Annotated in this window: 20 protein-coding genes and 1 tRNA gene; 11 read left to right on the forward strand and 10 right to left on the reverse strand. The window is 72.2% G+C overall.

Features of this window, described 5'->3' with window-relative positions:
* The first annotated feature begins 197 nt into the window (after window positions 1-197).
* Window positions 198-1760 carry a vWA domain-containing protein gene (locus tag R2D22_RS24070; protein ID WP_318106739.1) on the forward strand — a complete coding sequence of 521 codons (1563 nt, stop codon included), beginning with the start codon at window positions 198-200 and terminating at the stop codon, window positions 1758-1760.
* A gap of 59 nt (window positions 1761-1819) precedes the next feature.
* A complete protein-coding gene (locus R2D22_RS24075; RefSeq protein ID WP_318106740.1) occupies window positions 1820-2290 on the forward strand; it encodes an anthrone oxygenase family protein in 471 nt (156 codons plus the stop codon).
* Between the two features lie 3 nt (window positions 2291-2293).
* Here R2D22_RS24075 and R2D22_RS24080 read toward each other — a convergent pair whose 3' ends face one another.
* Window positions 2294-3004 (reverse strand): TetR/AcrR family transcriptional regulator, encoded by a 711-nt coding sequence (locus R2D22_RS24080; RefSeq protein WP_318106741.1) that lies wholly within the window; start codon window positions 3002-3004, stop codon window positions 2294-2296.
* Between the two features lie 215 nt (window positions 3005-3219).
* Between R2D22_RS24080 and R2D22_RS24085 the strand changes: the two genes are divergently transcribed.
* The 5 genes from R2D22_RS24085 to crcB are packed head-to-tail and all read left to right on the forward strand — an operon-like array spanning window position 3220 to window position 6724.
* Window positions 3220-4182 carry a carbon-nitrogen hydrolase family protein gene (locus R2D22_RS24085; RefSeq protein WP_318106742.1) on the forward strand — a complete coding sequence of 321 codons (963 nt, stop codon included), beginning with the start codon at window positions 3220-3222 and terminating at the stop codon, window positions 4180-4182.
* The gene (locus R2D22_RS24090) at window positions 4179-5549 is read left to right on the forward strand and encodes an APC family permease (protein ID WP_318106743.1); all 1371 of its coding nucleotides are present in this window, start codon (window positions 4179-4181) and stop codon (window positions 5547-5549) included. The genes R2D22_RS24085 and R2D22_RS24090 overlap by 4 nt, the downstream gene beginning before the upstream one ends.
* A gap of 34 nt (window positions 5550-5583) precedes the next feature.
* Complete coding sequence (locus tag R2D22_RS24095; RefSeq protein ID WP_318106744.1) at window positions 5584-6012, forward strand: fluoride efflux transporter FluC; 429 nt, start codon at window positions 5584-5586, stop codon at window positions 6010-6012.
* Complete coding sequence (locus R2D22_RS24100; protein WP_318106745.1) at window positions 6009-6371, forward strand: DUF190 domain-containing protein; 363 nt, start codon at window positions 6009-6011, stop codon at window positions 6369-6371. Before R2D22_RS24095 ends, R2D22_RS24100 begins: the two co-directional genes overlap by 4 nt.
* Entirely contained in the window at window positions 6368-6724 is a 357-nt protein-coding gene (gene crcB / locus R2D22_RS24105; RefSeq protein ID WP_318106746.1) for a fluoride efflux transporter CrcB, read from the forward strand. The genes R2D22_RS24100 and crcB overlap by 4 nt, the downstream gene beginning before the upstream one ends.
* Window positions 6725-6786: 62 nt before the next feature.
* Here the strand turns inward: crcB and pucL are convergent, their stop codons facing one another.
* The 4 genes from pucL to R2D22_RS24125 all read right to left on the reverse strand — a co-directional run bounded on the left by pucL (window position 6787) and on the right by R2D22_RS24125 (window position 9271).
* Window positions 6787-7704 carry a factor-independent urate hydroxylase gene (gene pucL, locus R2D22_RS24110; RefSeq protein ID WP_318106747.1) on the reverse strand — a complete coding sequence of 306 codons (918 nt, stop codon included), beginning with the start codon at window positions 7702-7704 and terminating at the stop codon, window positions 6787-6789.
* 219 nt (window positions 7705-7923) lie between these two features.
* Window positions 7924-8622: a class I SAM-dependent methyltransferase gene (locus tag R2D22_RS24115; protein WP_318106748.1), complete on the reverse strand. Its 699-nt coding sequence runs from the start codon at window positions 8620-8622 to the stop codon at window positions 7924-7926.
* Between the two features lie 26 nt (window positions 8623-8648).
* Window positions 8649-8999, reverse strand: a complete 351-nt coding sequence (locus R2D22_RS24120; protein WP_318106749.1) for an AraC family transcriptional regulator — start codon at window positions 8997-8999, stop codon at window positions 8649-8651.
* A gap of 199 nt (window positions 9000-9198) precedes the next feature.
* Window positions 9199-9271, reverse strand: a tRNA-Arg gene (locus R2D22_RS24125).
* A gap of 336 nt (window positions 9272-9607) precedes the next feature.
* Here R2D22_RS24125 and R2D22_RS24130 point away from each other — a divergent pair.
* From R2D22_RS24130 to R2D22_RS24145, 4 genes are all read left to right on the forward strand, one after another.
* Window positions 9608-11215, forward strand: a complete 1608-nt coding sequence (locus R2D22_RS24130) for a dynamin family protein (RefSeq protein ID WP_318106750.1) — start codon at window positions 9608-9610, stop codon at window positions 11213-11215.
* Between the two features lie 13 nt (window positions 11216-11228).
* Window positions 11229-13061, forward strand: coding sequence for a GTPase (locus R2D22_RS24135; protein WP_411977162.1), 1833 nt, complete (start codon window positions 11229-11231; stop codon window positions 13059-13061).
* Window positions 13062-13207: 146 nt separating this feature from the next.
* Window positions 13208-13747 carry a single-stranded DNA-binding protein gene (locus R2D22_RS24140; RefSeq protein WP_318106752.1) on the forward strand — a complete coding sequence of 180 codons (540 nt, stop codon included), beginning with the start codon at window positions 13208-13210 and terminating at the stop codon, window positions 13745-13747.
* 211 nt (window positions 13748-13958) lie between these two features.
* Window positions 13959-15341 (forward strand): Cys-Gln thioester bond-forming surface protein, encoded by a 1383-nt coding sequence (locus R2D22_RS24145; RefSeq protein ID WP_318106753.1) that lies wholly within the window; start codon window positions 13959-13961, stop codon window positions 15339-15341.
* A gap of 218 nt (window positions 15342-15559) precedes the next feature.
* Here the strand turns inward: R2D22_RS24145 and R2D22_RS24150 are convergent, their stop codons facing one another.
* The 5 genes from R2D22_RS24150 to R2D22_RS24170 all read right to left on the reverse strand — a co-directional run bounded on the left by R2D22_RS24150 (window position 15560) and on the right by R2D22_RS24170 (window position 19034).
* Window positions 15560-16822, reverse strand: coding sequence for a tyrosine-type recombinase/integrase (locus R2D22_RS24150; RefSeq protein WP_318106754.1), 1263 nt, complete (start codon window positions 16820-16822; stop codon window positions 15560-15562).
* Window positions 16822-17019, reverse strand: coding sequence for a helix-turn-helix transcriptional regulator (locus R2D22_RS24155; RefSeq protein ID WP_318106755.1), 198 nt, complete (start codon window positions 17017-17019; stop codon window positions 16822-16824). Before R2D22_RS24155 ends, R2D22_RS24150 begins: the two co-directional genes overlap by 1 nt.
* A 2-nt stretch (window positions 17020-17021) precedes the next feature.
* A complete protein-coding gene (repSA, locus tag R2D22_RS24160; RefSeq protein ID WP_318106756.1) occupies window positions 17022-18407 on the reverse strand; it encodes a replication initiator protein RepSA in 1386 nt (461 codons plus the stop codon).
* Window positions 18404-18598 (reverse strand): hypothetical protein, encoded by a 195-nt coding sequence (locus tag R2D22_RS24165; RefSeq protein WP_411977070.1) that lies wholly within the window; start codon window positions 18596-18598, stop codon window positions 18404-18406. The genes repSA and R2D22_RS24165 overlap by 4 nt, the downstream gene beginning before the upstream one ends.
* Before the next feature lie 88 nt (window positions 18599-18686).
* On the reverse strand, window positions 18687-19034 hold the full coding sequence (locus R2D22_RS24170; RefSeq protein WP_318106757.1) for a SpdD-like protein: 348 nt from the start codon (window positions 19032-19034) through the stop codon (window positions 18687-18689).
* Window positions 19035-19041 lie beyond the last annotated feature (7 nt).

A 19041-nucleotide genomic window follows, 5' to 3' on the forward strand; every position in this document is an offset into this window, starting at 1 on the left:
CGCAGAAATCGGTGTGCGCCACTCCATGTACGCATGTGACTCCGTACGGTGACAAGACCCAGGTCGGGTGATGGCGAGTCCCTGCCACGGGAGAGGGCCGTTGCCGCATTGAGATCCATCCGCAACTCCTTCGTCTGCTCCTTCGGGCCGTCCGGGACGTCACATTCACAAGTGCCGGACCCGGAGGGGGAGATGACATGGATCGACGACAGAGGCGGGCGCGGGCGTTCGCGGGCGGGTTGCTCGCCGCAAGCATGCTGCTGACCGGCTGTGCCGGAGAGGGCCGCGGCGGCTCGGCGGCCAAGCACGCCGACCGGCCCGGGCTCAGCGGCCCGAACGGAACGGTCGGCGGCGGCGGTTCGACCGGCGGCAACGGCTCGACGGCCGGCGCTGACGCCTCCCGCGGCGTGGCGCCCGAGGGCGAGCAGCGCTCCGTCGCGCCCGCCCCCGACTACCTGTCCACCTTCGCGCTGGACGTGGACACCGCCTCGTACGGCTACGCCCGCCGCTCGCTCTCCGAGGGGCGGCTGCCCGCGCCGGAGACCGTACGGCCCGAGGAGTTCGTCAACAGCTTCCGTCCCGACTACAAGCGCCCCGAGGGCGACGGCTTCAGCGTGACCGTCGACGGCGCCCGCACCACCCAGGAGGGCTGGTCGCTGGTCCGGGTGGGGCTCGCGACCCGCGCCACCGACCGGCAGGGCCCGCGCCCGCCGGCCGCGCTGACCTTCGTCGTCGACATCTCCGGTTCGATGGCCGAGCCGGGCCGTCTCGACCTGGTCAAGGAGTCCCTCGGCGTCCTGACCGGCGAGCTCCGCGACGACGACTCGATCGCCCTGGTCACCTTCAGCGACGAGGCCGAGACCCGGCTGCCGATGACCCGCGTGGGCGGCAACCGGGACCGCATCCGGCGCGAGGTCTCCAGCCTGGAGACCACCTCGTCCACGAACGTCGAGGCGGGCGTCCGCACCGGCTACGACGTCGCCGTGAAGGGGCGGCGGGCGGGGGCGACCAACCGCGTCGTGCTGCTCTCCGACGCCCTCGCCAACACCGGTGACACCGAGGCGCAGTCGATCCTGCGCCGGATCGAAGAGGAGCGCCGGGCGTACGGCATCACCCTGTTCGGCGTCGGCGTCGGCAGCGAGTACGGCGACGCGTTCATGGAGCAGCTCGCCGACAAGGGCGACGGGCACACCACGTACGTCTCCACCTCCGAGCAGGCCCGCAAGGTCTTCGTCGACCAGCTGCCCGCCCACATCGAGCTGCGCGCCCGCGACGCCAAGGCGCAGGTCGCGTTCGACCCGCAGACCGTGGAGCAGTTCCGGCTGATCGGCTACGAGAACCGCGAGGTCGCCGACGACGACTTCCGCAACGACCGGGTGGACGGCGGCGAGGTCGGCGCCGGCCACACCGTCACCGCCCTGTACGCGGTCAAGGTCCGCGCCGGCCGCTCCGGCCACCTCGCCACCGCCACCGTCCGCTGGCTCGACCCGGCGAACCGGGCCCCGCACGAGCAGACCGGCTCGGTCGAGACCGGGGTCCTGGCCGGCTCGGTGTGGGGCGGCGGGCACGACAGCCTCCAGCTGACCGCGATCGCCGCGTACTTCGCCGACCGGCTGCGCGGCGGAGCGCTGCCGGGCGCGCCCGGGTACAAGGAGCTGGCGACGAAGGCCGGGGCGCTCGCGGAGCGGGCCGAATCGAAGTCGGTACGGGAGCTGACCGACGCGATCGTGCAGGCGGACCGGCTCCAGAGGGAGGGCTGAGGGCCACCGGCCTCGCGTAATGCGCTGCGGAGCGGGTGACAGGGCGTCATGATGGGGCCATGCCCACCCTGTTGCTCGCTCTCGCCGTCGGATGCACCGGGCTCTACGCCGGTTTCATGCTCATTTTCTGGACCGGGATCATGCCCGCCCTGGGCCGGCTCACGGACACGGAATTCGTGCACGCCATGCGGCGGATCAACGAGTACGTGCCGAAGCCCGTGTTCCTCGTCGTCTTCCTCGGCATCGTGGCCTTCCCCGTCGCGGCACTCCTGGTGCCGATCGACGGGCGCTCGGACACCCAGAAGTGGCTGATCGTGGCCGGGCTGGCCTGTGTGGTGCTCAACCACCTGGTCACGATCGCGGGCAACATCCCGCTGAACAACGCGCTGGCGGCCTCGGAGGGCGGCCCGGGCGACGACCCGGCCGCCGTCCGCGCCGCCTTCGAGTCGCGCTGGAACGCCCTCCACCGCGTCCGCACGCTGCTGATCACCGCCGGATTCGGCCTGCTGATCGCCGCGTCGCTGACGTAACCGTTAGCCGTCCTGGCTCGCCGCGGCCCGCTCGACCGCGGCGAGCACCGCCTCCACCGCGTTGTCGTAGATCGCCTTCGGCGTGACGCTGCTCAGCTCGTCGATGTAGGTCCGGGTGACCGGATGGGCCGCCTCGGGCAGCCGGGCGTACACGCGCGTCCAGGTCGTCTCGTCCTTCTCGCGCACCTCGGGGTCCAGTGAGCCGAGCGCGGCGGAGTGCGCGCAGAGGCCGAGCGTGGTGTCCACGTACGTCCGGTAGTGGAGCACGGCCAGGGCCGCCGGCAGCCCCGAGCGCGCGAACGCGGAGAGGATCAGCTCCACCATCTTCTGCTCGGCCGGGCCGCCGGTGGTGCGCGCGAAGGTGAGCGCGGTGATCGCCGGGTAGCGGGTCTGGATCAGCCAGGTGCCCTCGGCGATCCGCCGCAGGGCGTCCTGCCAGGACTCGCCCTCCGGGCCCTCCCCGATCTCGTCGAGGATCATCCGGATGGTCCGCTCGGCCACCGCGAGCAGCAGCTCGTCCTTGTCGCGGAAGAGCCGGTAGAGGGCGGTCACGTCGACGTCGAGCTCCTGGCCGAGCCGGCGCATCGAGAGCCCGGCCATGCCCTCCCGCTCGGCGAGCAGGAACGCCGAGCTGACCGCCGCCTCCTGTCGCAGCTCCCTGCGCTCCCGGCGGCTCGGCTGCGCGGCCGCGGTCGTCGCGGTCTTCTTCGCCATGGCTCTCGGCTCTCCTCGCTCGGGCGGCTCCCGTGACCCTACCAACGGGTTTCCCAGGAAATTGCCAACACCGTTGACAACAGTGTTTCGGATCGGGTTCCCTCTGTCGGACCACGCCGTTCACCCGCGTCTTCCCGCCGCGTCCCCGCCGTGGTCCCCCCCGCATCCCCGTCGTCACCCGTGGCCCCCGTCGCCACCCCGTCGTCAGGAATCCCATGAGCCGGCATATACGCCTCGCCCTCGTGCAGGCCCCCGCCGAGTCCTTCGAGCAGTTCGCCGAAGGCCTCCGGCTGCGCATGAAGTCGCCCAACCGGGCCGAGCTCGTCGTCTACCCCGAGCTGCACCTGTGCTCCGAGGGCATGGAGACGATGACCCTCGACGCGTACTACGAGACGTACGCGGAGCCCCTCGACGGCCCGCGCGGCAAGGCCCTCGGCGCGCTCGCCCGCGAGCTGGGGATCTGGCTGATCCCCGGGACGGTCCTGGAGCGCGGCGTGGACGGCAAGGTCTACAACACCGCCGTCGTCTACGGGCCGGACGGGGAACTCGTCGCCCGGTACCGGAAGATCTTCACCTGGCGCCCGTACGAGCCCATGTGCGTCGGCCGCGAGTTCGTCGTCTTCGACATGCCCGGGACCGGCCGGATCGGCCTGTCCATCTGCTACGACTCCTGGTACCCCGAGGTCACCCGGCATCTCGCCTGGATGGGCGCGGAGCTGATCGTCAACCTCGTGCAGACCTCGACGTCCGGCCGCGCCCAGGAGATCCCGGTCAACACGGCCAACGCGATCGTCAACCAGGTCTGGGTGGCCAGCGTGAACGGCGCGGCCCCGACCGCGCAGGGCCGGAGCCTGCTCGTCGACCCCGAGGGGCACGTCCAGGTCGCCGCCGTCGGCACGGAGGAGACCACCCTGCTCGCCGTCGTGGACCTCGACCGGGTCGCGGCCGCGCGGAAGTACGGCACGGGCGGCGACTCCTGGCCCTGGGACCACTTCACGGCCGACGACACCCCGCTGGAACTGCCGCTCTACAACGGCCGCATCGACCCCGCGTCCTGGCGCCCGCAGGTCTCCCCGTGGACCCCGGAGGACCTGCGACCGGCGGCCCAGGCCCCAGCCCAGGCCCCAGCCCAGGCCCAGGCCATGGGTGCCTCCGCCGGAGAGGTCGTGGCCCGATGAGCGAGATGAGGGAGACGCAGCACGTACGGACCTCCGCTGCCGCCGCCGAGCCCGGCCGCCTCACCGGGCGCCTCTCGCTCGCCTCGGTGGTGACCTTCGGTCTCGCCTACATGGCGCCCAGCCTGGTCATGGTGATCTTCGGCGTGATCGCCGAGGTGAGCGCCGGCACCGCGCCCACCGCCTTCCTCGTCGCCACCGGCGCGATGTTCCTGACCGCGCTGAGCTACGCGAAGATGGCCCGCCACTTCCCGGTGTCCGGCTCGGCGTACTCGTACGCGCGGAAGCTGATCGGCTCCCGGGTGGGCTTCCTCGTCGGCTGGGCGGTGCTCCTGGACTACCTGTTCCTGCCGATGGTCGCCTGGCTCGTCCAGTCGCTCTACCTCAACGCGCAGTTCCCGGGCGTCCCGGTCTGGGCCTGGATGCTGATCAACGCCGGGCTGACGACTCTGGTCAACATCATCGGCCTCACCCTGACCGACCGCGTCAACAAGGTGCTGACCGGCCTCGCCGTCTTCCTCGTCCTGCTGTTCGTCGCGTACTGCCTCGTCCACCTCGCCGACCGGCCGCCCCAGTCGTACACCGCGCCGTTCTGGAACGCGGAGAGCGGTCTCGCCGGCATCTCTGCCGCGGCGGCCGTCGCCGCGTACTCGTACCTCGGCTTCGACGCGGTGACCACCCTCTCCGAGGAGGCCAGGGACGCCCGACGGACCATCCCGCGCGCCGTCGTGCTCGTGATCGCGATCGGCGGCCTGCTCTTCGCGGCCGTGGCGTACGTGATGCAACTGGTCCACCCCGGCGGGGTCTTCGACGACCCGCAGATCGTCGCGTACACCATGTCCGTCGAGATCGGCGGCCAGACCTTCGCCGACTGGACCAACATGGCCGCGATCGTCGGCGGCTTCGCCTCCGGGCTCGCGGTCCAGCTCAGCTCCAGCCGGCTGCTGTACATCATGGGCCGCGACGGGGTGCTGCCGAAGCGGTTCTTCGGCGCGCTGAACGCCCGTACCGGGACCCCGGTGCCGTGCCTCGTCCTGACCGGCGCGGTCAGCCTGATCGGCCTCGACATCTCGCTGGAGACCGCGACCTCGTTCATCAACTTCGGCGCGTTCCTCGGCTTCACCGTCGTCAACGTGTGCGTCGTCGTGTTCTTCGTCCGCAACCGCGGCGTGGACGGCGTGAAGGCGCTCGGCTACGTCGTCGCGCCGGCGCTCGGCGTGTGCGTCACCCTGTACCTGATGACGCAGCTCAGCTCGGTCGCCCTGACGATCGGTGGCTGCTGGCTGGCCGCCGGATTCGCCTATCTGCTCTGGCTCACGCGCGGGTTCAGCCGCCCGACGCCCGAACTGAGCGCGAGCGCGCTCGGGTAGGAGAACCGCCGGTGGCGCCGACTAGCCTGGGCGCATGCTCTCGCGTGCACAGCTGCCGGTCGTCGGCGTCGTCGCCGTCGGCGGCGCGCTCGGCGCGGCCGCGCGGTACGGCGCGGCGCTGGCCTGGCCGACCCGGGCCGGGGCGTTCCCCTGGACCACGTTCGGGGTGAACGTCCTCGGCTGCGCCCTCATCGGCGTCCTGATGGTCGCGGTGACGGAGACCGCCGCCCCGCCGCACCCGCTCGTCCGCCCGTTCCTCGGCACCGGCGTCCTCGGCGGGTTCACCACCTTCTCGACGTACACCCTCGACACGCGGCGACTCCTGGAAACGGGGGACGCCGTCCGCGCCATGGCATACATGGGGGCGACGGCAGCGGTGGCCCTCGCCGCGGTGTGGGCCGCGACCACGGCGACCCGTGGCGTACGGGCGGCCCGTGGCGCACGGGTGAGGAGAGCACGATGACGCGACTGGCGGGCAGGGCCCTGCGGCTGACGGTCCTCGTCGGGGAGAGCGACACCTGGCACCACCGGCCGCTGTACTCCGAGATCGTGCACCGTGCCCACGCGGCCGGCCTCGCCGGGGCGTCCGTCTTCCGCGGCATCGAGGGCTTCGGCGGGTCGTCCCTGGTGCACACCGCGCGGCTGCTCTCGCTGAGCGAGGACCTTCCGGTCGCCGTCCTGATCGTGGACACCGAGGACCGGATCCGCGCGTTCCTGCCGCAGCTCGACGAACTGGTCACCGAGGGCCTCGTGATCCTCGACGACTGCGAGGTCGTCCGGTACACGGGCCGGGACGGATCGGGCGCGGTGGAGCGGGAGTGAACTGGCTGCTGGTGCTCGCGGGCGGCGCCGTCGGCGCGGCGCTGCGCTACCTCACCGACCGGGCCGTGCAGGCCCGGCACGACTCGGTGTTCCCCTGGGGGACGTTCACGGTCAACGTCGTCGGCTCGTTCGTGCTCGGCGCGCTCACCGGCGTCACCTCCGCCCAGGCACAGCTGCTGCTCGCCACCGGACTGTGCGGCGCGCTCACCACGTGGTCCACGTTCTCCTACGAGACGCTGAAGCTGTACGAGAGCGGGGCGAAGGGGTACGCGGCGGCCAACGTCGCCGCGAGCCTGGCCGCCGGGCTCGCAGCCGTATGGCTGGGAACCGAGGCGGCCGGGCTGCTGTCCTGAGACGCGTCGGGCGTCCTGAGCGCGTCAGGCGTCCTGAGACGGGTCAGGCGTCCAGAGACGCGTCAGGCAGTGATCCAGTCGCTGGTGGCGATCACCGGGCGGACGCCGTCGCGGTGGATGGTGCCCTCGATCAGGCCGTACATCCGGTCGGCGGCGAAGTACACCTCGTTGTCGTTCTTCAGCCCGAAGGGCTCCAGGTCGACCAGGAAGTGGTGCTTGTTCGGCAGGTTGAGCCGGACCTCGTTGACGCTCGGGACGTTGTCCAGGACCCGGTCCGCCATCGCGTGCAGCGTCTGCTGGAGCGAGTAGCTGTACGTCTCAGCGAACGCCTCCAGCATGTGCGTGCGGACCTTCTTGTACGAGCGGTCCCAGTCGTGCTCGGTGTCCTCGGCGGCCGTGGCCGAACTGGCCCAGCGCGCCGTCACCTTGGTCGCCAGGATGCGGTCGTACGCCTCCTGCAGCGTCGTGTACCTGTCCTTGATGTACCCGTGGAACTCGGAGTTCGTCGAGTTCATCACCGTCAGGTCCTTCAGGCCCGAGATGACCTGGAGGCCGCTGCTCCCGCCGTACGTGATCTGCGCGGTGCGGACCTCCTGGCCCTTGCGCGCGAAGGAGTGCTGCTCCTTGCGGGTCGGCACCGGGATGCGGTCCCAGGCGAACTCCTCGATGCGGATCTGCGCCTCGTGGATGACCGGCTGCGAGGACACGAAATGCTTGGCGAGGAGGATGCCGAAGGCCTCCGGCGACGCGATGCCGTGCTCCTTGGCGAACGCGTACACGGTGTTCTTGGTCGTGTCGGTCGGCAGACAGTTGCCGTTGTCGCCGGTCAGGTGGACGTCGCGGAACTCGCCGCGCAGCGCCACGGACACGTTCAGGTCGCGGATCTCGTGCCAGGAACCGTCCGAGCCCTTGCGGGTGATCGCGACGATGCGGTTCTCGGCCTTGCCGTACTGGTTCTGGGCGAGGACGTGCTTGCTCATGTGCCTGCTCCTGCGGGTACGCGGATACGAAGATCCCGTACGCCCGGCGTCCAGCGCCCTCACGAAGGAGGCCCGCTCCCCGCCGTCCGGCCCCGGCAGAAGCGGAGCCGCCCCGGGACTGACGAGCATCCCGGTCCGTAGGTGTCGGCTCGAAGATAAGTGCCATTCCGGCCGCTGGCAATGGCGTGCCCACCGCCGCGGCGCTGTCGGGGCCCCTGCTCAGCGGGGCAGGGTCTGGGTGACGCGCCACAGGCGGCGGGGCAGGTCGCCCTCCTCGAAGGCGTGGACCTCGTCGAGGGTCCAGCCGTCGGCGAGGGAGTCGACGAGCTGCCGGGGGAAGAAGTGCACCGCGAAGCCGCCGTGTTCGTAGATGTCGTCCCCACGGGCGGTCCCGGCGCCGTAGTGGGCGTCGCCGGTGTGGCGGACGGTGTAGACGAAGGTCCCGCCGGGACGCAGTACGCGGCGGACCTCGCCGACCAGGGCGCGGATCTCCTCGGTCGACAGGGCCATGCACATCAGCATGTGCGCGAAGACCGCGTCGACGGAGGCGTCCGGCAGGGGCAGCGGGTCGCGGACATCGTGGACCTCGGTCGTCACGCGCGCGGCGACGTCCTGGACCCGGGCGGCCTCCCGGAGCTGTTCCAGGCCGACGGGGCTGAAGTCGGTGGCCCGGACGGTGAAGCCCTCGCGGGCGAAGTACAGGCTGTCGCGGCCGTGCCCGGCACCCAGCTCCAGGACCTCCTCGGCGCCCGCCGCGCGGAAGACCCGGGCGGCGTGCACGGCGGGGGCGGACGGCTCCTGGCCGTACATGCCGGGGTGGGCGGTGTAGGTGCTCTGCCAGTGCTGCCGCTGTGCCTCGGCAAGCTGTGCCTCGGCCGGCCGCGCCTCGGCCGGCGCCTCGGCGTCGTCGTCGCTCATTCTGCCGAGCCTAGGGCCCGGTGACGTCAGTGCGCCGCACGCTGGTAGGTCGCCGGAGTGACGCCGTACGCACGCTTGAACCAGCGGTTGAGGTGGGCCTGGTCGGCGAAACCGGCGGATGCCGCGGCGTCCGCCGGCGACGTCCCGCGGGTCAGCAGCCGCCGGGCCCGGCGGAGCCTCAGCAGGCACTGGTAGTCGCTCGGTGCCAGCCCGGACTCCTCGCGGAAGGCCCGGTACAGCACGAAGCGGCCGCAGCCGGCCGCCGCGGCCAGGTCGTCCGCGGACATCGGTTCGAGGAAGGCCTCGTTCAGCAGGGCGTGGGCCCGCCTGGCGGCCCGGCGCCGTGCGTCCCCGACCAGCGTCCGCCCGCTCGGCACCCGGGTCGCGCCCCGCTCCGCGAGCGCCAGGACGGTGGCGGTGAGGCGCTCCTCCCGCGCCAGGTCGCCGGCGGCTTCTCCTGGGCGAGACCCTGGGCCCTCTCCAGAGCGCCGGCGCGCTGGTCCTGGTCCTCGGCGCCGTCATCGCGGTCACCCGGAGCAGCAAAAAGGACCCTTCCGAAGAAGGGTCCCGGTGGAGCGCCCCCGGCAGGACTCGAACCTGCGGCCAAGTGCTTAGAAGGCACCTGCTCTATCCACTGAGCTACGGGGGCCGGTGGTGGCCCGGTGGCTCGGGTGTCCCTTCGGGACGCCCGTGGCCGTGCCGGGTCAAGGATAGGGCTCCGATCACCCTGGCCCGGTTGCTTCACCTGCGTGGCACGATGTGGAGGTTCGGTGAAGCGGAACGATAATCGCAGGCAGGTGCGATTCACGCAGCGCTTTTCGCGCCTCTCGGCTCGGGTGTTGTGCACTCGTTATGCCTGAGGTCCGCTCGCCCCTTCTGTCCGTTCCGTCCGTCACCCCGTGACCGGTCCGCAATATCGGCGCGCAGGGACGTCTATACGCTTCAAAAAGGCTCCAAAATTGGGCATTCTTCGCATGTGGTGACCTTGGAAGAACGGCCTCAGCTGATCGACGCACTCTCCGCCCTGCGCGACCGAGTCGCCGCGGTGCGTCTTCCCCTCCCCCTTCCCGGTGCGCCACGGGCCAGGCAGACCCGCGCCGAGCTCCTCGCACAGCTCGACGACTATCTGGTGCCCCGGCTCAAAGATCCCGACGCTCCCCTTCTCGCGGTCGTCGGCGGATCCACCGGCGCGGGCAAGTCCACCCTCGTCAACTCCCTTGTGGGGCGCCGTGTCAGCGAGGCAGGGGTGCTCCGGCCGACCACCCGTACGCCCGTCCTCGTCTGCCACCCCGACGACCACCACTGGTTCGCGGGCATGCGCGTGCTGCCCCAACTCACCCGCGTCTGGCTGCCGCAGAACCACGAGGACCAGCCCGCGGAGGAGCCCGCCGAGGACAACGTGCTGCGCGTCGAGACCGCCTCCTCCCTGCCGCCCGGCCTCGCCCTTCTCGACGCCCCGGACATCGACTCGCTCGTCGTCGAGAACCGGGTCCTCGCCGCCGAGTTGATCTGCGCCGCCGACATCTGGGTCATGGTCACCACCGCCTCCCGGTACGCCGACGCCGTCCCCTGGCACCTGCTCCGTACGGCCAAGGAGTACGACGCCACCCTCATCACCGTCCTCGACCGCGTCCCGCACCAGGTCATCGGCGAGGTGTCGCGGCAGTACGAGGCGCTGCTCGCCAAGGCCGGACTCGGCGAGGTGCCCCGGTTCACCATCCCCGAACTCCCCGAATCCGCAGGCGGCGGCAGCGGACTGCTCCCCGACACCGCCGTCGCCCCGCTGCGCGGCTGGCTCGCGCACCGCGCCCAGGACCCGGCCGCCCGCCAGCAGGCCTTCGGCCGCACCGCCGCGGGCGTCATCGACTCGCTCGACACCCGCATGCCCGAACTCGCCGGAGCCGTCGCCGCCCAGTACGCGGCCGCGGTCCGGCTCGGCGGCGCCGTCGAGGCCGCGTACGAGGACCAGGCGGAGCGGGTGCGCGACCGGCTGGCCCGCGGGGCGGTGCTCGCCGGCGACGCCCGTACCCGCTGGCGCGGCTACCCCCGCGACAGCTCCGCCGCCGAACTCCTGGACTCCCTCGCCGAATCCCTCGGCGCCCTGCTCCAGTGCGCGGTGGCCGCCGCCGACCAGCGGGTCCGCGACGCCTGGCGGCGCGAGCCCGCGGCCGGCGCGATCGCCGCCCACGGGCGGCGCAGTGCCCACGGGGTCCACGACCGGGAGTCCGGCGAGCGGATCGGGATCGCCGTACGACGCTGGCGGCGCGAGCTGGAGGAACTCGCCGAGGAGGAGCTGCGCGGCCTCGAACGCACCTCCGCGCCCGACGCCGAGACCGTCGCCGCGCTGCTCGCCGCCGTGCTGCTCGGCGGCCGGCGCACCCGCAGCGCGGGCGACCGGCTCGCCGAACTCCTCGGCGCGCAGGGCGCGCTGCGGCTCCGCGACAAGGGCGGCGAGCTGGTCGCCGAGTACCTCGACCGGGTCCTGAACACCGAACGCGACCGCTGCCTCGCCCCCCTCGACGCCCTCGACGTGACGCCGGAGCCGCAGGCCGCGCTGATCGCCGCGCTGTCCGTACTGAAGAAGGAGAAGTGAGCCGGTGAGTACGGTGGACGACCGCTGGGACGACGGACTGATCGCGCGCCGGGTGGCCGGCCGGGCCACGCCGCCGGGGGGACCGGACGCGGGCGACGGCGGCATCGGTGGCGACGGTGGCGGCGACGGCGGTGGCGGCGGTCGTGATCGTGAGGTGGGGGACCTCGACGCGGCCGGGCGCCTGGCCGACCGTGCCGAGCGTGCCGATCTCGACGCCCCGGAGGACGGGGAGCGGCGCGATCCGCTGCTGCCCGTCGGCAGTGCGTACGGCGGCAGCCTGCGGGTCCGGCTCGACGCCCTGCACGAGCTGGTCGGGTTGTCCCGGGCCCGTCTGGAGACGGAGACGCTCGCCGAGGCGGGCCGGGTGCTCGACGAGGCCACCGCCCGCCAGCGGCTGTCCTCCCGGCACACCGTCGTCGCCATCGCCGGGGCGACCGGCAGCGGCAAGTCGACGCTGTTCAACGCACTCGCCGGGGTGCCCGTCTCCGAGACCGGGCTGCGCCGGCCCACCACCTCCGCCCCGATCGCGCTCAGTTGGTCCGAGGGCGCGGCCGGGCTGCTCGACCGGCTCGCCGTGCCCGGACGGCTGCGCCGCCGGCCGCTCGCGGGCGGGGCCGCCGACGCCGACCTCCAGGGCCTGGTGCTGATCGACCTGCCCGACCACGACTCGGCGGTCACCGCCCACCGCGACCAGGTCGACCGGGTGCTCGCGCTGGTCGACGCCGTGATCTGGGTCGTGGACCCGGAGAAGTACGCCGACGCCGCCCTGCACGAGCGCTATCTGCGCCCCCTCGCGGGCCACGCCGAGGTCACCTTCGTCGTTCTCAACCAGATCGACCGGCTGCCCGGCGAGGCCGCCGACCTCGTCCTGGACGACCTGCGCCGACTGCTCGACGACGACGGCATGGCCCTCGGCGAGCACGGCGAACCCGGCGCGACCGTGCTGTCCCTGTCCGCGCTGACCGGCGAGGGCGTCGGCGAACTGCGGGAGCTGCTCGGCCGGTTCGTGCAGGAGCGGACCGCGCCCGCCCGCCGCCTCTCCGCGGACGTCGACGCGGCTGCGCGCCGGCTGCGCCCGGTGTACGTCGCCGACGGCAGACCCGGCCTCGGCGAGCGGTCCCGGGAGGACTTCGCCGCCCGGCTCGCCGTCGCCGTGGGCGCCGGCGCCGCGGGCGAGGCCGCCGAGCGCGCATGGGTGCGCAACGCCAACCGCGCCTGCGGGACGCCCTGGCTGCGGCTCTGGCGCTGGTACGAGCGGACACGCGACCACGGGACCACGGACCCGCGCATGGAGTCGCCGGTGGAGGACGAGCCGACCGCGCGGCAGCGCGTCGAGCAGGCGGTGCGGATCGTCTCGGACGAGGCGTCCCTGGGCCTGCCGGCGCCGTGGGCGCTGGCCGTGCGCGAGGCGGCCGAGCGCGGGGCGGAGGGGCTGCCGGAGGCGCTGGACGAACTCGCCGTGCAGGCGGGCGAACCGGCCGGCCGACCGCCGCGGCCCGCGTGGTGGCCGGCGGCCGTCCTCGTCCAGGCGTCGATGACGCTGCTGCAGATCTTCGGCGCGCTGTGGCTGGTGGGCCAGATCATCGGCGTACTGGATCCGGGGCTGCTGCCGCCGGTCCTGGTGATGCTCGGCGGGATCGTCGGCGGGCCGCTGGTGGAGTGGGCGTGCGCGGCGGCGGCGAAGGGCCCGGCGCGGCGGTACGGCCAGGAGGCCGAGCGGCGGCTGCGGGAGGCCGCGGCGGCGTGCGGACGGGCGCGGGTGCTGGATCCGGTGGCGGCGGAGCTGATGCGGTACCGGGAGGTGCGGGAGCAGTACGTGACGGCCTCGGGTCCCTCGCGCGGGTGACGGAGTTGTCCCCACTCCGGCGTCCGTCCACAGGCCCCGGCGGGATCCGCGTGCGCCGTCCAGCATGGAGGCGGAGGCACGGACGGCAGTCGGCCGGTCGGCTCGGGCCGGGTCGGGACAGGACGGGACGGACAGGGGGTCGGGACATGAACGGGACGACGGTGACGCTGGTCGGGAACGTGGCGACGGGGGTGGAGTACCGCGAGACGGCGTCGGGCGGGGTGGCGCGGTTCCGGTTCGCGGTGACCGGCCGGCGCTGGGTGCGGGAGCAGGGGGCGTGGGCGGACGGAAGCACCAGCTTCTACACGGTGTTCGCGTGGCGGACGCTGGGCGCGAACCTCGCCGCCTCGGTCGCGGTGGGCGATCCGCTGGTGGTGCACGGGAGGCTGAGGGTCCGTGAGGAGGAACGGGAGGGGAAGCACCGGACGTTCGTGGACGTCGACGCGGTGGCAGCCGGGCACGATCTGACGCGCGGGACGGCGGCGTTCAGGAGAACGACGCGGAGCGGGACGTCGGCGGAGCACCAACGGGAGTACCAGGCGGGCCATCAGGCGGACCACCAGGGGGAGTACGCGCGGGGTGTCGCACCAGTCGACGCATCCATGAATGTGCGGACGCAAAGCGGAATCGAAGGGTCCGTGACGCCCGTGCCACCCTCCGTAGAACGCTCGACGGCCCAGTTCTGACCTGCAGTTGTACTGATTTGTCGACAGTGTCGGTCGCGGTGATAACGATTACGATTCGGAATGGTTATCTGATGGCATGACGGGGGATCAGGGGCGCCCGTCTCCCTAGGATTCCCGCGTACTCATGCGGCACTTGAGTCTGCCGGCGAAGCGCTCCCCCCACGCGTACCGACCAACGACGCGGAGCCGCCTCGCCTGAAGGGGAATCCAAATGTTTTCTGTTCGGAGGCGCGGCGTTGCCCGCCTTGCAGCCGCGACCGTGGTCTCTGGCCTCGTCGCGGCGGGTGCGATAGCCGTCGCGGGACCGGCAATGGCCGACGAGGGCGTGCAGAACTCCGGCGGGGCCAATGCCACGCTCGGCAGGCTCGCCATCCACGACACCGTCACGATCGAGGAGTCGGACGGCGAGAAGTGGAACGCCGAGGCCGGTCTCTTCGAGATGGCCGTCCGCCCCGGCGGCGCCATCCAGACGTACTGCATCGACCTGCGCACCCCGGCCCGCAAGGGCACGGAGTACAAGGAGGTCGGCTGGGACCAGTCGTCGCTGCACAACAACCCGAACGCGGGCAAGATCCGCTGGATCCTGCAGAACTCCTTCCCGCAGGTGAACGACCTCGCCGCGCTGGCGAAGAAGGTCGGCGCCGGCAAGCTCACCGAGGACACCGCCGCGGCCGGCACCCAGGCCGCGATCTGGCACTTCTCCGACAAGGTCGAGGCCACGCCGGCGGACGCCGACGCGCAGAAGCTGACCGAGTACCTGGAGAAGGAGGCGAAGAACCTCGAGGAGCCGGGCGCGTCCCTGACCCTCGACCCGCCGTCCGTCGCCGGTCACCCCGGTGAGCGTCTCGGCCCGATCACCGTCAGCACCAACGCGTCGAAGGCCGCGCTGAGCCTGGCGCCCGGCGCGCCGGCCGGCGTGAAGATCGTCGACAAGGACGGCAAGGCCGTCGAGTCCGCCGCCGACGGCGCGAAGATCTTCTTCGACGTCCCGGCCGGCGCCGCGGACGCCTCCGCCACGCTGAACGTCCAGGCGGACACCACGGTCCCGATCGGCCGCGCCTTCGTCAGCGAGACCCGCAGCCAGACCCTGATCCTGGCCGGCACCAGCACCTCCACCGTCACCGCGAAGGCGACCGCGACCTGGGCGAAGAAGGGTGCGATCCCGGCGCTCTCGGCGGAGAAGAACTGCGCCAAGGGCGGCGTGGACATCACCGCGTCCAACAAGGGCGACGAGCCCTTCACCTTCGAGCTCAAGGGCCAGAAGGTCACCATCGCGCCGGGCGAGTCCAAGACCGTCACCATCCCGGTCGCCGAGGACCAGGCGTACGAGTTCGACATCACCGGCCCGAACGGCTTCGAGAAGACCTTCAAGGGCGTCCTCGACTGCAAGACGGCCACCCCGGGCACCCCGTCCGAGCAGCCCTCCCCGCAGCCCTCCGCGGCCACCACGGGCGGCACCTCCGGCGGCGGCGACCTCGCCGAGACCGGCAGCTCCAACGCCACCCCGATGATCGCCGGCATCGCCGTCGCCCTCGTGGTGGTCGGCGGCGGCGCGGTCTTCTTCCTCCGCAAGAAGAAGGCGGCGGGCGAGTAGGCGACACCAGGTGACGCCCCGCGACACCGCGTGACGAACGGCCCCGGTACGCCCCGCGTACCGGGGCCGTCCCGTGTCGGCACCGGGGCCGTCCCGCGTTCCGGCGGCCCACTGGTTTCCATCCGGGGGTGGCGGTCAGGCAAGATGGGGTGTTTCTCTCCGAGCGAGGGCACAAAACAGCCCCTCACCAGCAGGTTTCCCGCCGATGAGGGGCCGTCTCAGGCAGCCTGGGCCGTCTCTGGGCCGTCGTGAGCGTGGCCGGCGGCTCGGTACATGGCGCTGATGGCCTTCCGGGTCCGCGTCTCGCTGCTCGGCATCAGGTGCGTGTAGACCCGGAGCGTGAACCCGGGGTCGCTGTGCCCGAGATAGAGACTCAGGGCCTTGATGTTCTCGCCGGCGTCCAGGAGGACCGAGGCGTAGAAGTGCCGGAGGGCGTGCATCCCGTGCTCGCGGGCGGCTGCGTAGCGGTGTCCCTTCTCGGGAACGGGGATGATCCCGGCGCCGGCGAGTGCGGGCTTCCAGGTCTGGTCATTGAACGCGTTGCTCCACAGCGCGGTGCCGGCGGCGGCCGTGAAGACGAGCCGGTGCGTCACCTTGGGCCCGTTGGGCGTGAGCCACGGCAGGGTGACGTCGACCGGCGGGAAGCGCTTCATGTGCTCGCGGAGGGCGGTCGACACCTCGGGGTCGAGCGGTATATCCCGGAGCTTCCCGCGCTTGGGTGGGGCGAAGACGAGGCCACCGCGGACCTTCTTCACCTGCTGGCGGACGTAGAGCCAGCCGAGGTCGCCGATGTTGTCGACCGCGAGCCCGAGGATCTCGCCCTGACGAAGCCCGCACCCGGCCCCGACGTCCGCCATCGCCTGAAACCGCTCGGGCAGGTTGGCCCGCACCCCGAACACCTGCGAGGCGGACCAGGGATGCACGCGCGTCGGGGCCGGCCGCGGAGCCTTGACCGAACGGGCCCGGCACGGGTTCGAGGCGAGCAGCCGATCGTCCACGGCAGCATTGAGTACCGAGGACACCGCGTCGAAGATCAGCCGCCGGTAAGAGGCCGACGCCACGGTCTCTTCGAGCCGCCGACTCCAGTCACGGATGTGCTCCGCCTGGAACGAGCCGATGGGACGCCCGCCGAGGTGAGGCAGCGCGTGAAGGCGCAGCCGGCCTTCAACAGCAGCACGACTGCTCAAGTCGGTGGTGAGCGCGGCCATCCAACGCTCGGCGTACTCCCGGAAGGTGGTCCGACTCGCCTTGGGGTCGATGTACTGGCCGCGCGCCATGTCGGCCTCGATGTTGGTCAGCCAGACGTCAGCCAAGCGCTTCTGCTTGTCCGGGAAGCTCTTGCTCTTCTCGGTACCGTCGGGACCGATGTAGCGCGCGCGATAGCGCATGCCGGTGCCGTAGCGATCGGTCTTGACCTTGACCGCCCTGCCGTCCGGGGTCGTCTCGACCCTGTACCAGCGGTCCTGAATGTGGCCAGCCATCAGGCGGCAGCCCCTTCCATCTGGGCTTCCACCCAGGCCCGCACGTCGGCGGGGTCGAAGCGAACGTGGCGACCAACGCGGAAGCCGCGGGGCCCGGTCCGCTTGCGGCGCCACTGGTAGACCGTTTCGAGGGGAACGCCGAGGAGTTCGGCGACGTCGAGCGGGGTCAGGAACCGGTCCGGGAGGCTCTGGGGCATGGTCACCACTCCTTCTCGTCAGGCAGTGCACGAAGTGCTTCGCGGGCGGTTTCGCGGTTGAGCTGGATGTCCCGGGCGATGGACGCGGCCAGGGCGGCTTCGCCGGGGGTGTGGCCTTGGCCGGCGTACGTCCAGGAGGTCAGGACGAGGACGGTGTCCGGCTCGATGTCGTCGAGGCCACGCGCGGTGCGTTCCTGGGCGGCTCGGTAGTCGGCGCGGGTCTGCCGCAGCTCACTCAGGGTGGTGGAGTACTGGCGGGACTTGGAGCTGAAGTGGCCGCGGAAGCCGAGCATGTGGGCCCAGGCGGTCAGGCGCCGGTCCGGGTAGAGCGGGTCGAGGTCGAAGCAGGCTTCGACGAGGCGTCGGGTGTGGTCGGGGACGCCGAGGAGTAAGAGGGCTTCGCGGTTGCCGATGCGGCGGTCGAGGCTGCCGGTGGTCTCGGCGGCCTTGGTGGCGTACTTGGCGATGTAGGAGGCGACGGCCTGTTCGGTGATGTCGGAGCCGTCGTCGAAGGCTTTGACGGGTCGGATGTCGAGCTGGGTGCCCCAGCGCAGGCGGCGGGAGGGCTGGTCGCCGGCGGCGGGGACGGTGACGGTCGTGTACGAGTGCGCCGCAGCAGCTTGGATGGCGGTGGTGAGGAGCTCGGTCGTGGCCCAGGACGGCGGCGGGGTGCCGGGACCGTCCGGCCCGTCGAGGCGGACCACAGCATGGAAGTGCACGGCTCCGCGCTTCTGGAACTCAGCCACCTTCCCGTAGGAGAGCCGGGCGACCTCCTTCAACTCCCGCTGCGACAAGCCGGCGGAGGCGGCGATCTCGCGGCGGAGGCGTTTCGCGAACCGGTCCCAGAGCTGTCCCGCGTGGTTGTTGAACAGCACGGCCCCGGCGTAGTCGTACTTGTCGGGGTCGAGCGGGTTGCCGAGGGCGGGATCGTCCTCGGGGTGGTGGGTGCCGCAGCGGCAGGGCCGGTTGTCGGGCCGGTTGTGGACCGGGCCGAAGGACGGGGCGGTGAGGGTGAGGAAGACGCGGGGGTGGTCGCGGACGGCGGCGGGGATGTCTCGTCGGTCGTCTCCTGCGAGGCCGGCGCGGATGAGGTGGTACGTGTCGCCCGCGTAGGTCCAGGCGCAGGCCGGGCAGCGGGAGGCGCGGCGGTTGCCGCAGGCGATCCGGAGCCGACCACCGGGCTCGGTGTCGGTGGAGTAGCGGTGCAGGGTCTCGCCGCTTGTCTTGTCCTGGGAGAGCGTCCAGCCCTGAAGGTGGATGGGGTTGGAGCAGCCGCCGGTGCGGTGGATCTGCTCGCGCCAGCGGTCGAAGCCGGGGGACCCGGCCACCCGAAGCATGTCGCTCAGGGTGGCCGGGTCCAGGCCCGCGAGGGTCGCGGTGTCGGTCACGCGGACACCGCCGGAACGGTGAGCGGACGACGGGTGGGGCGGGTGCCGCTGCCGTGGCAGACCGGGCAGTGAGCCGTCACCGTGCGCAGGTGACCGGCGTGGTCGCGGACGCCGAGGGTGACGGCAACGGAGGCGTGTCCGTCGCAGTTCGAGCAGATCCGGGCCGGGGTGTGGTCGTGGTGGGCCATCATGGGTGGGTTCCTTCCGGTTCTGTGGCTGGGCAGGGGCAGGGCTTCCAGGCGGCGGAGACTTGGCGGTTTAGGCCGCCCGGAGGCCCGACTAGCGGCGGTGCTGGTCGTTCAGGAGCGAGCGCAGGACGGCGGCGCAGACGGCGACCGAGGCGGCGCTGACGGCGACGGCGAGGAGCATCGAGACCAGGACCGCGCCGACGACCAGGACGAGTCCGGCGCCGCTGGCGACGACGGCGACCAGTCCGGTCGGGGTGAGGCGGACGGCCGGGACCTGGACGCGGGGCGCGGCCGGGACCGGCGCGGGCGTGTGGTCGAGGCCGCAGGTGGTCGGCTCGTCGGTGGGACGGGGCTCGATGTCGGTCGTGGTGACCGGCTGGACGAGCGGGGTGACGAGGCCGGTCGGGAGCGGGTTGACCGGGACGCGGGGGCGGAACATCGGCTTT

This window comes from Streptomyces sp. HUAS YS2 (assembly GCF_033343995.1).
Taxonomy (GTDB): domain Bacteria; phylum Actinomycetota; class Actinomycetes; order Streptomycetales; family Streptomycetaceae; genus Streptomyces; species Streptomyces solicathayae.

Excerpts from the sequence above, each read along its gene's own strand:
- R2D22_RS24115 (WP_318106748.1), bottom strand. The coding sequence starts at position 8,622 with ATGAGCGACGACGACGCCGAGGCGCCGGCCGAGGCGCGGCCGGCCGAG.
- R2D22_RS24150 (WP_318106754.1), bottom strand. The coding sequence starts at position 16,822 with ATGGCTGGCCACATTCAGGACCGCTGGTACAGGGTCGAGACGACCCCG.
- R2D22_RS24140 (WP_318106752.1), top strand. The coding sequence starts at position 13,208 with ATGAACGGGACGACGGTGACGCTGGTCGGGAACGTGGCGACGGGGGTG.
- R2D22_RS24145 (WP_318106753.1), top strand. The coding sequence starts at position 13,959 with ATGTTTTCTGTTCGGAGGCGCGGCGTTGCCCGCCTTGCAGCCGCGACC.
- R2D22_RS24080 (WP_318106741.1), bottom strand. The coding sequence starts at position 3,004 with ATGGCGAAGAAGACCGCGACGACCGCGGCCGCGCAGCCGAGCCGCCGG.
- R2D22_RS24100 (WP_318106745.1), top strand. The coding sequence starts at position 6,009 with ATGACGCGACTGGCGGGCAGGGCCCTGCGGCTGACGGTCCTCGTCGGG.
- R2D22_RS24070 (WP_318106739.1), top strand. The coding sequence starts at position 198 with ATGGATCGACGACAGAGGCGGGCGCGGGCGTTCGCGGGCGGGTTGCTC.
- R2D22_RS24090 (WP_318106743.1), top strand. The coding sequence starts at position 4,179 with ATGAGCGAGATGAGGGAGACGCAGCACGTACGGACCTCCGCTGCCGCC.
- R2D22_RS24075 (WP_318106740.1), top strand. The coding sequence starts at position 1,820 with ATGCCCACCCTGTTGCTCGCTCTCGCCGTCGGATGCACCGGGCTCTAC.
- R2D22_RS24095 (WP_318106744.1), top strand. The coding sequence starts at position 5,584 with ATGCTCTCGCGTGCACAGCTGCCGGTCGTCGGCGTCGTCGCCGTCGGC.
- R2D22_RS24165 (WP_411977070.1), bottom strand. The coding sequence starts at position 18,598 with ATGATGGCCCACCACGACCACACCCCGGCCCGGATCTGCTCGAACTGC.
- pucL (WP_318106747.1), bottom strand. The coding sequence starts at position 7,704 with ATGAGCAAGCACGTCCTCGCCCAGAACCAGTACGGCAAGGCCGAGAAC.
- R2D22_RS24170 (WP_318106757.1), bottom strand. The coding sequence starts at position 19,034 with ATGTTCCGCCCCCGCGTCCCGGTCAACCCGCTCCCGACCGGCCTCGTC.
- R2D22_RS24155 (WP_318106755.1), bottom strand. The coding sequence starts at position 17,019 with ATGCCCCAGAGCCTCCCGGACCGGTTCCTGACCCCGCTCGACGTCGCC.
- R2D22_RS24085 (WP_318106742.1), top strand. The coding sequence starts at position 3,220 with ATGAGCCGGCATATACGCCTCGCCCTCGTGCAGGCCCCCGCCGAGTCC.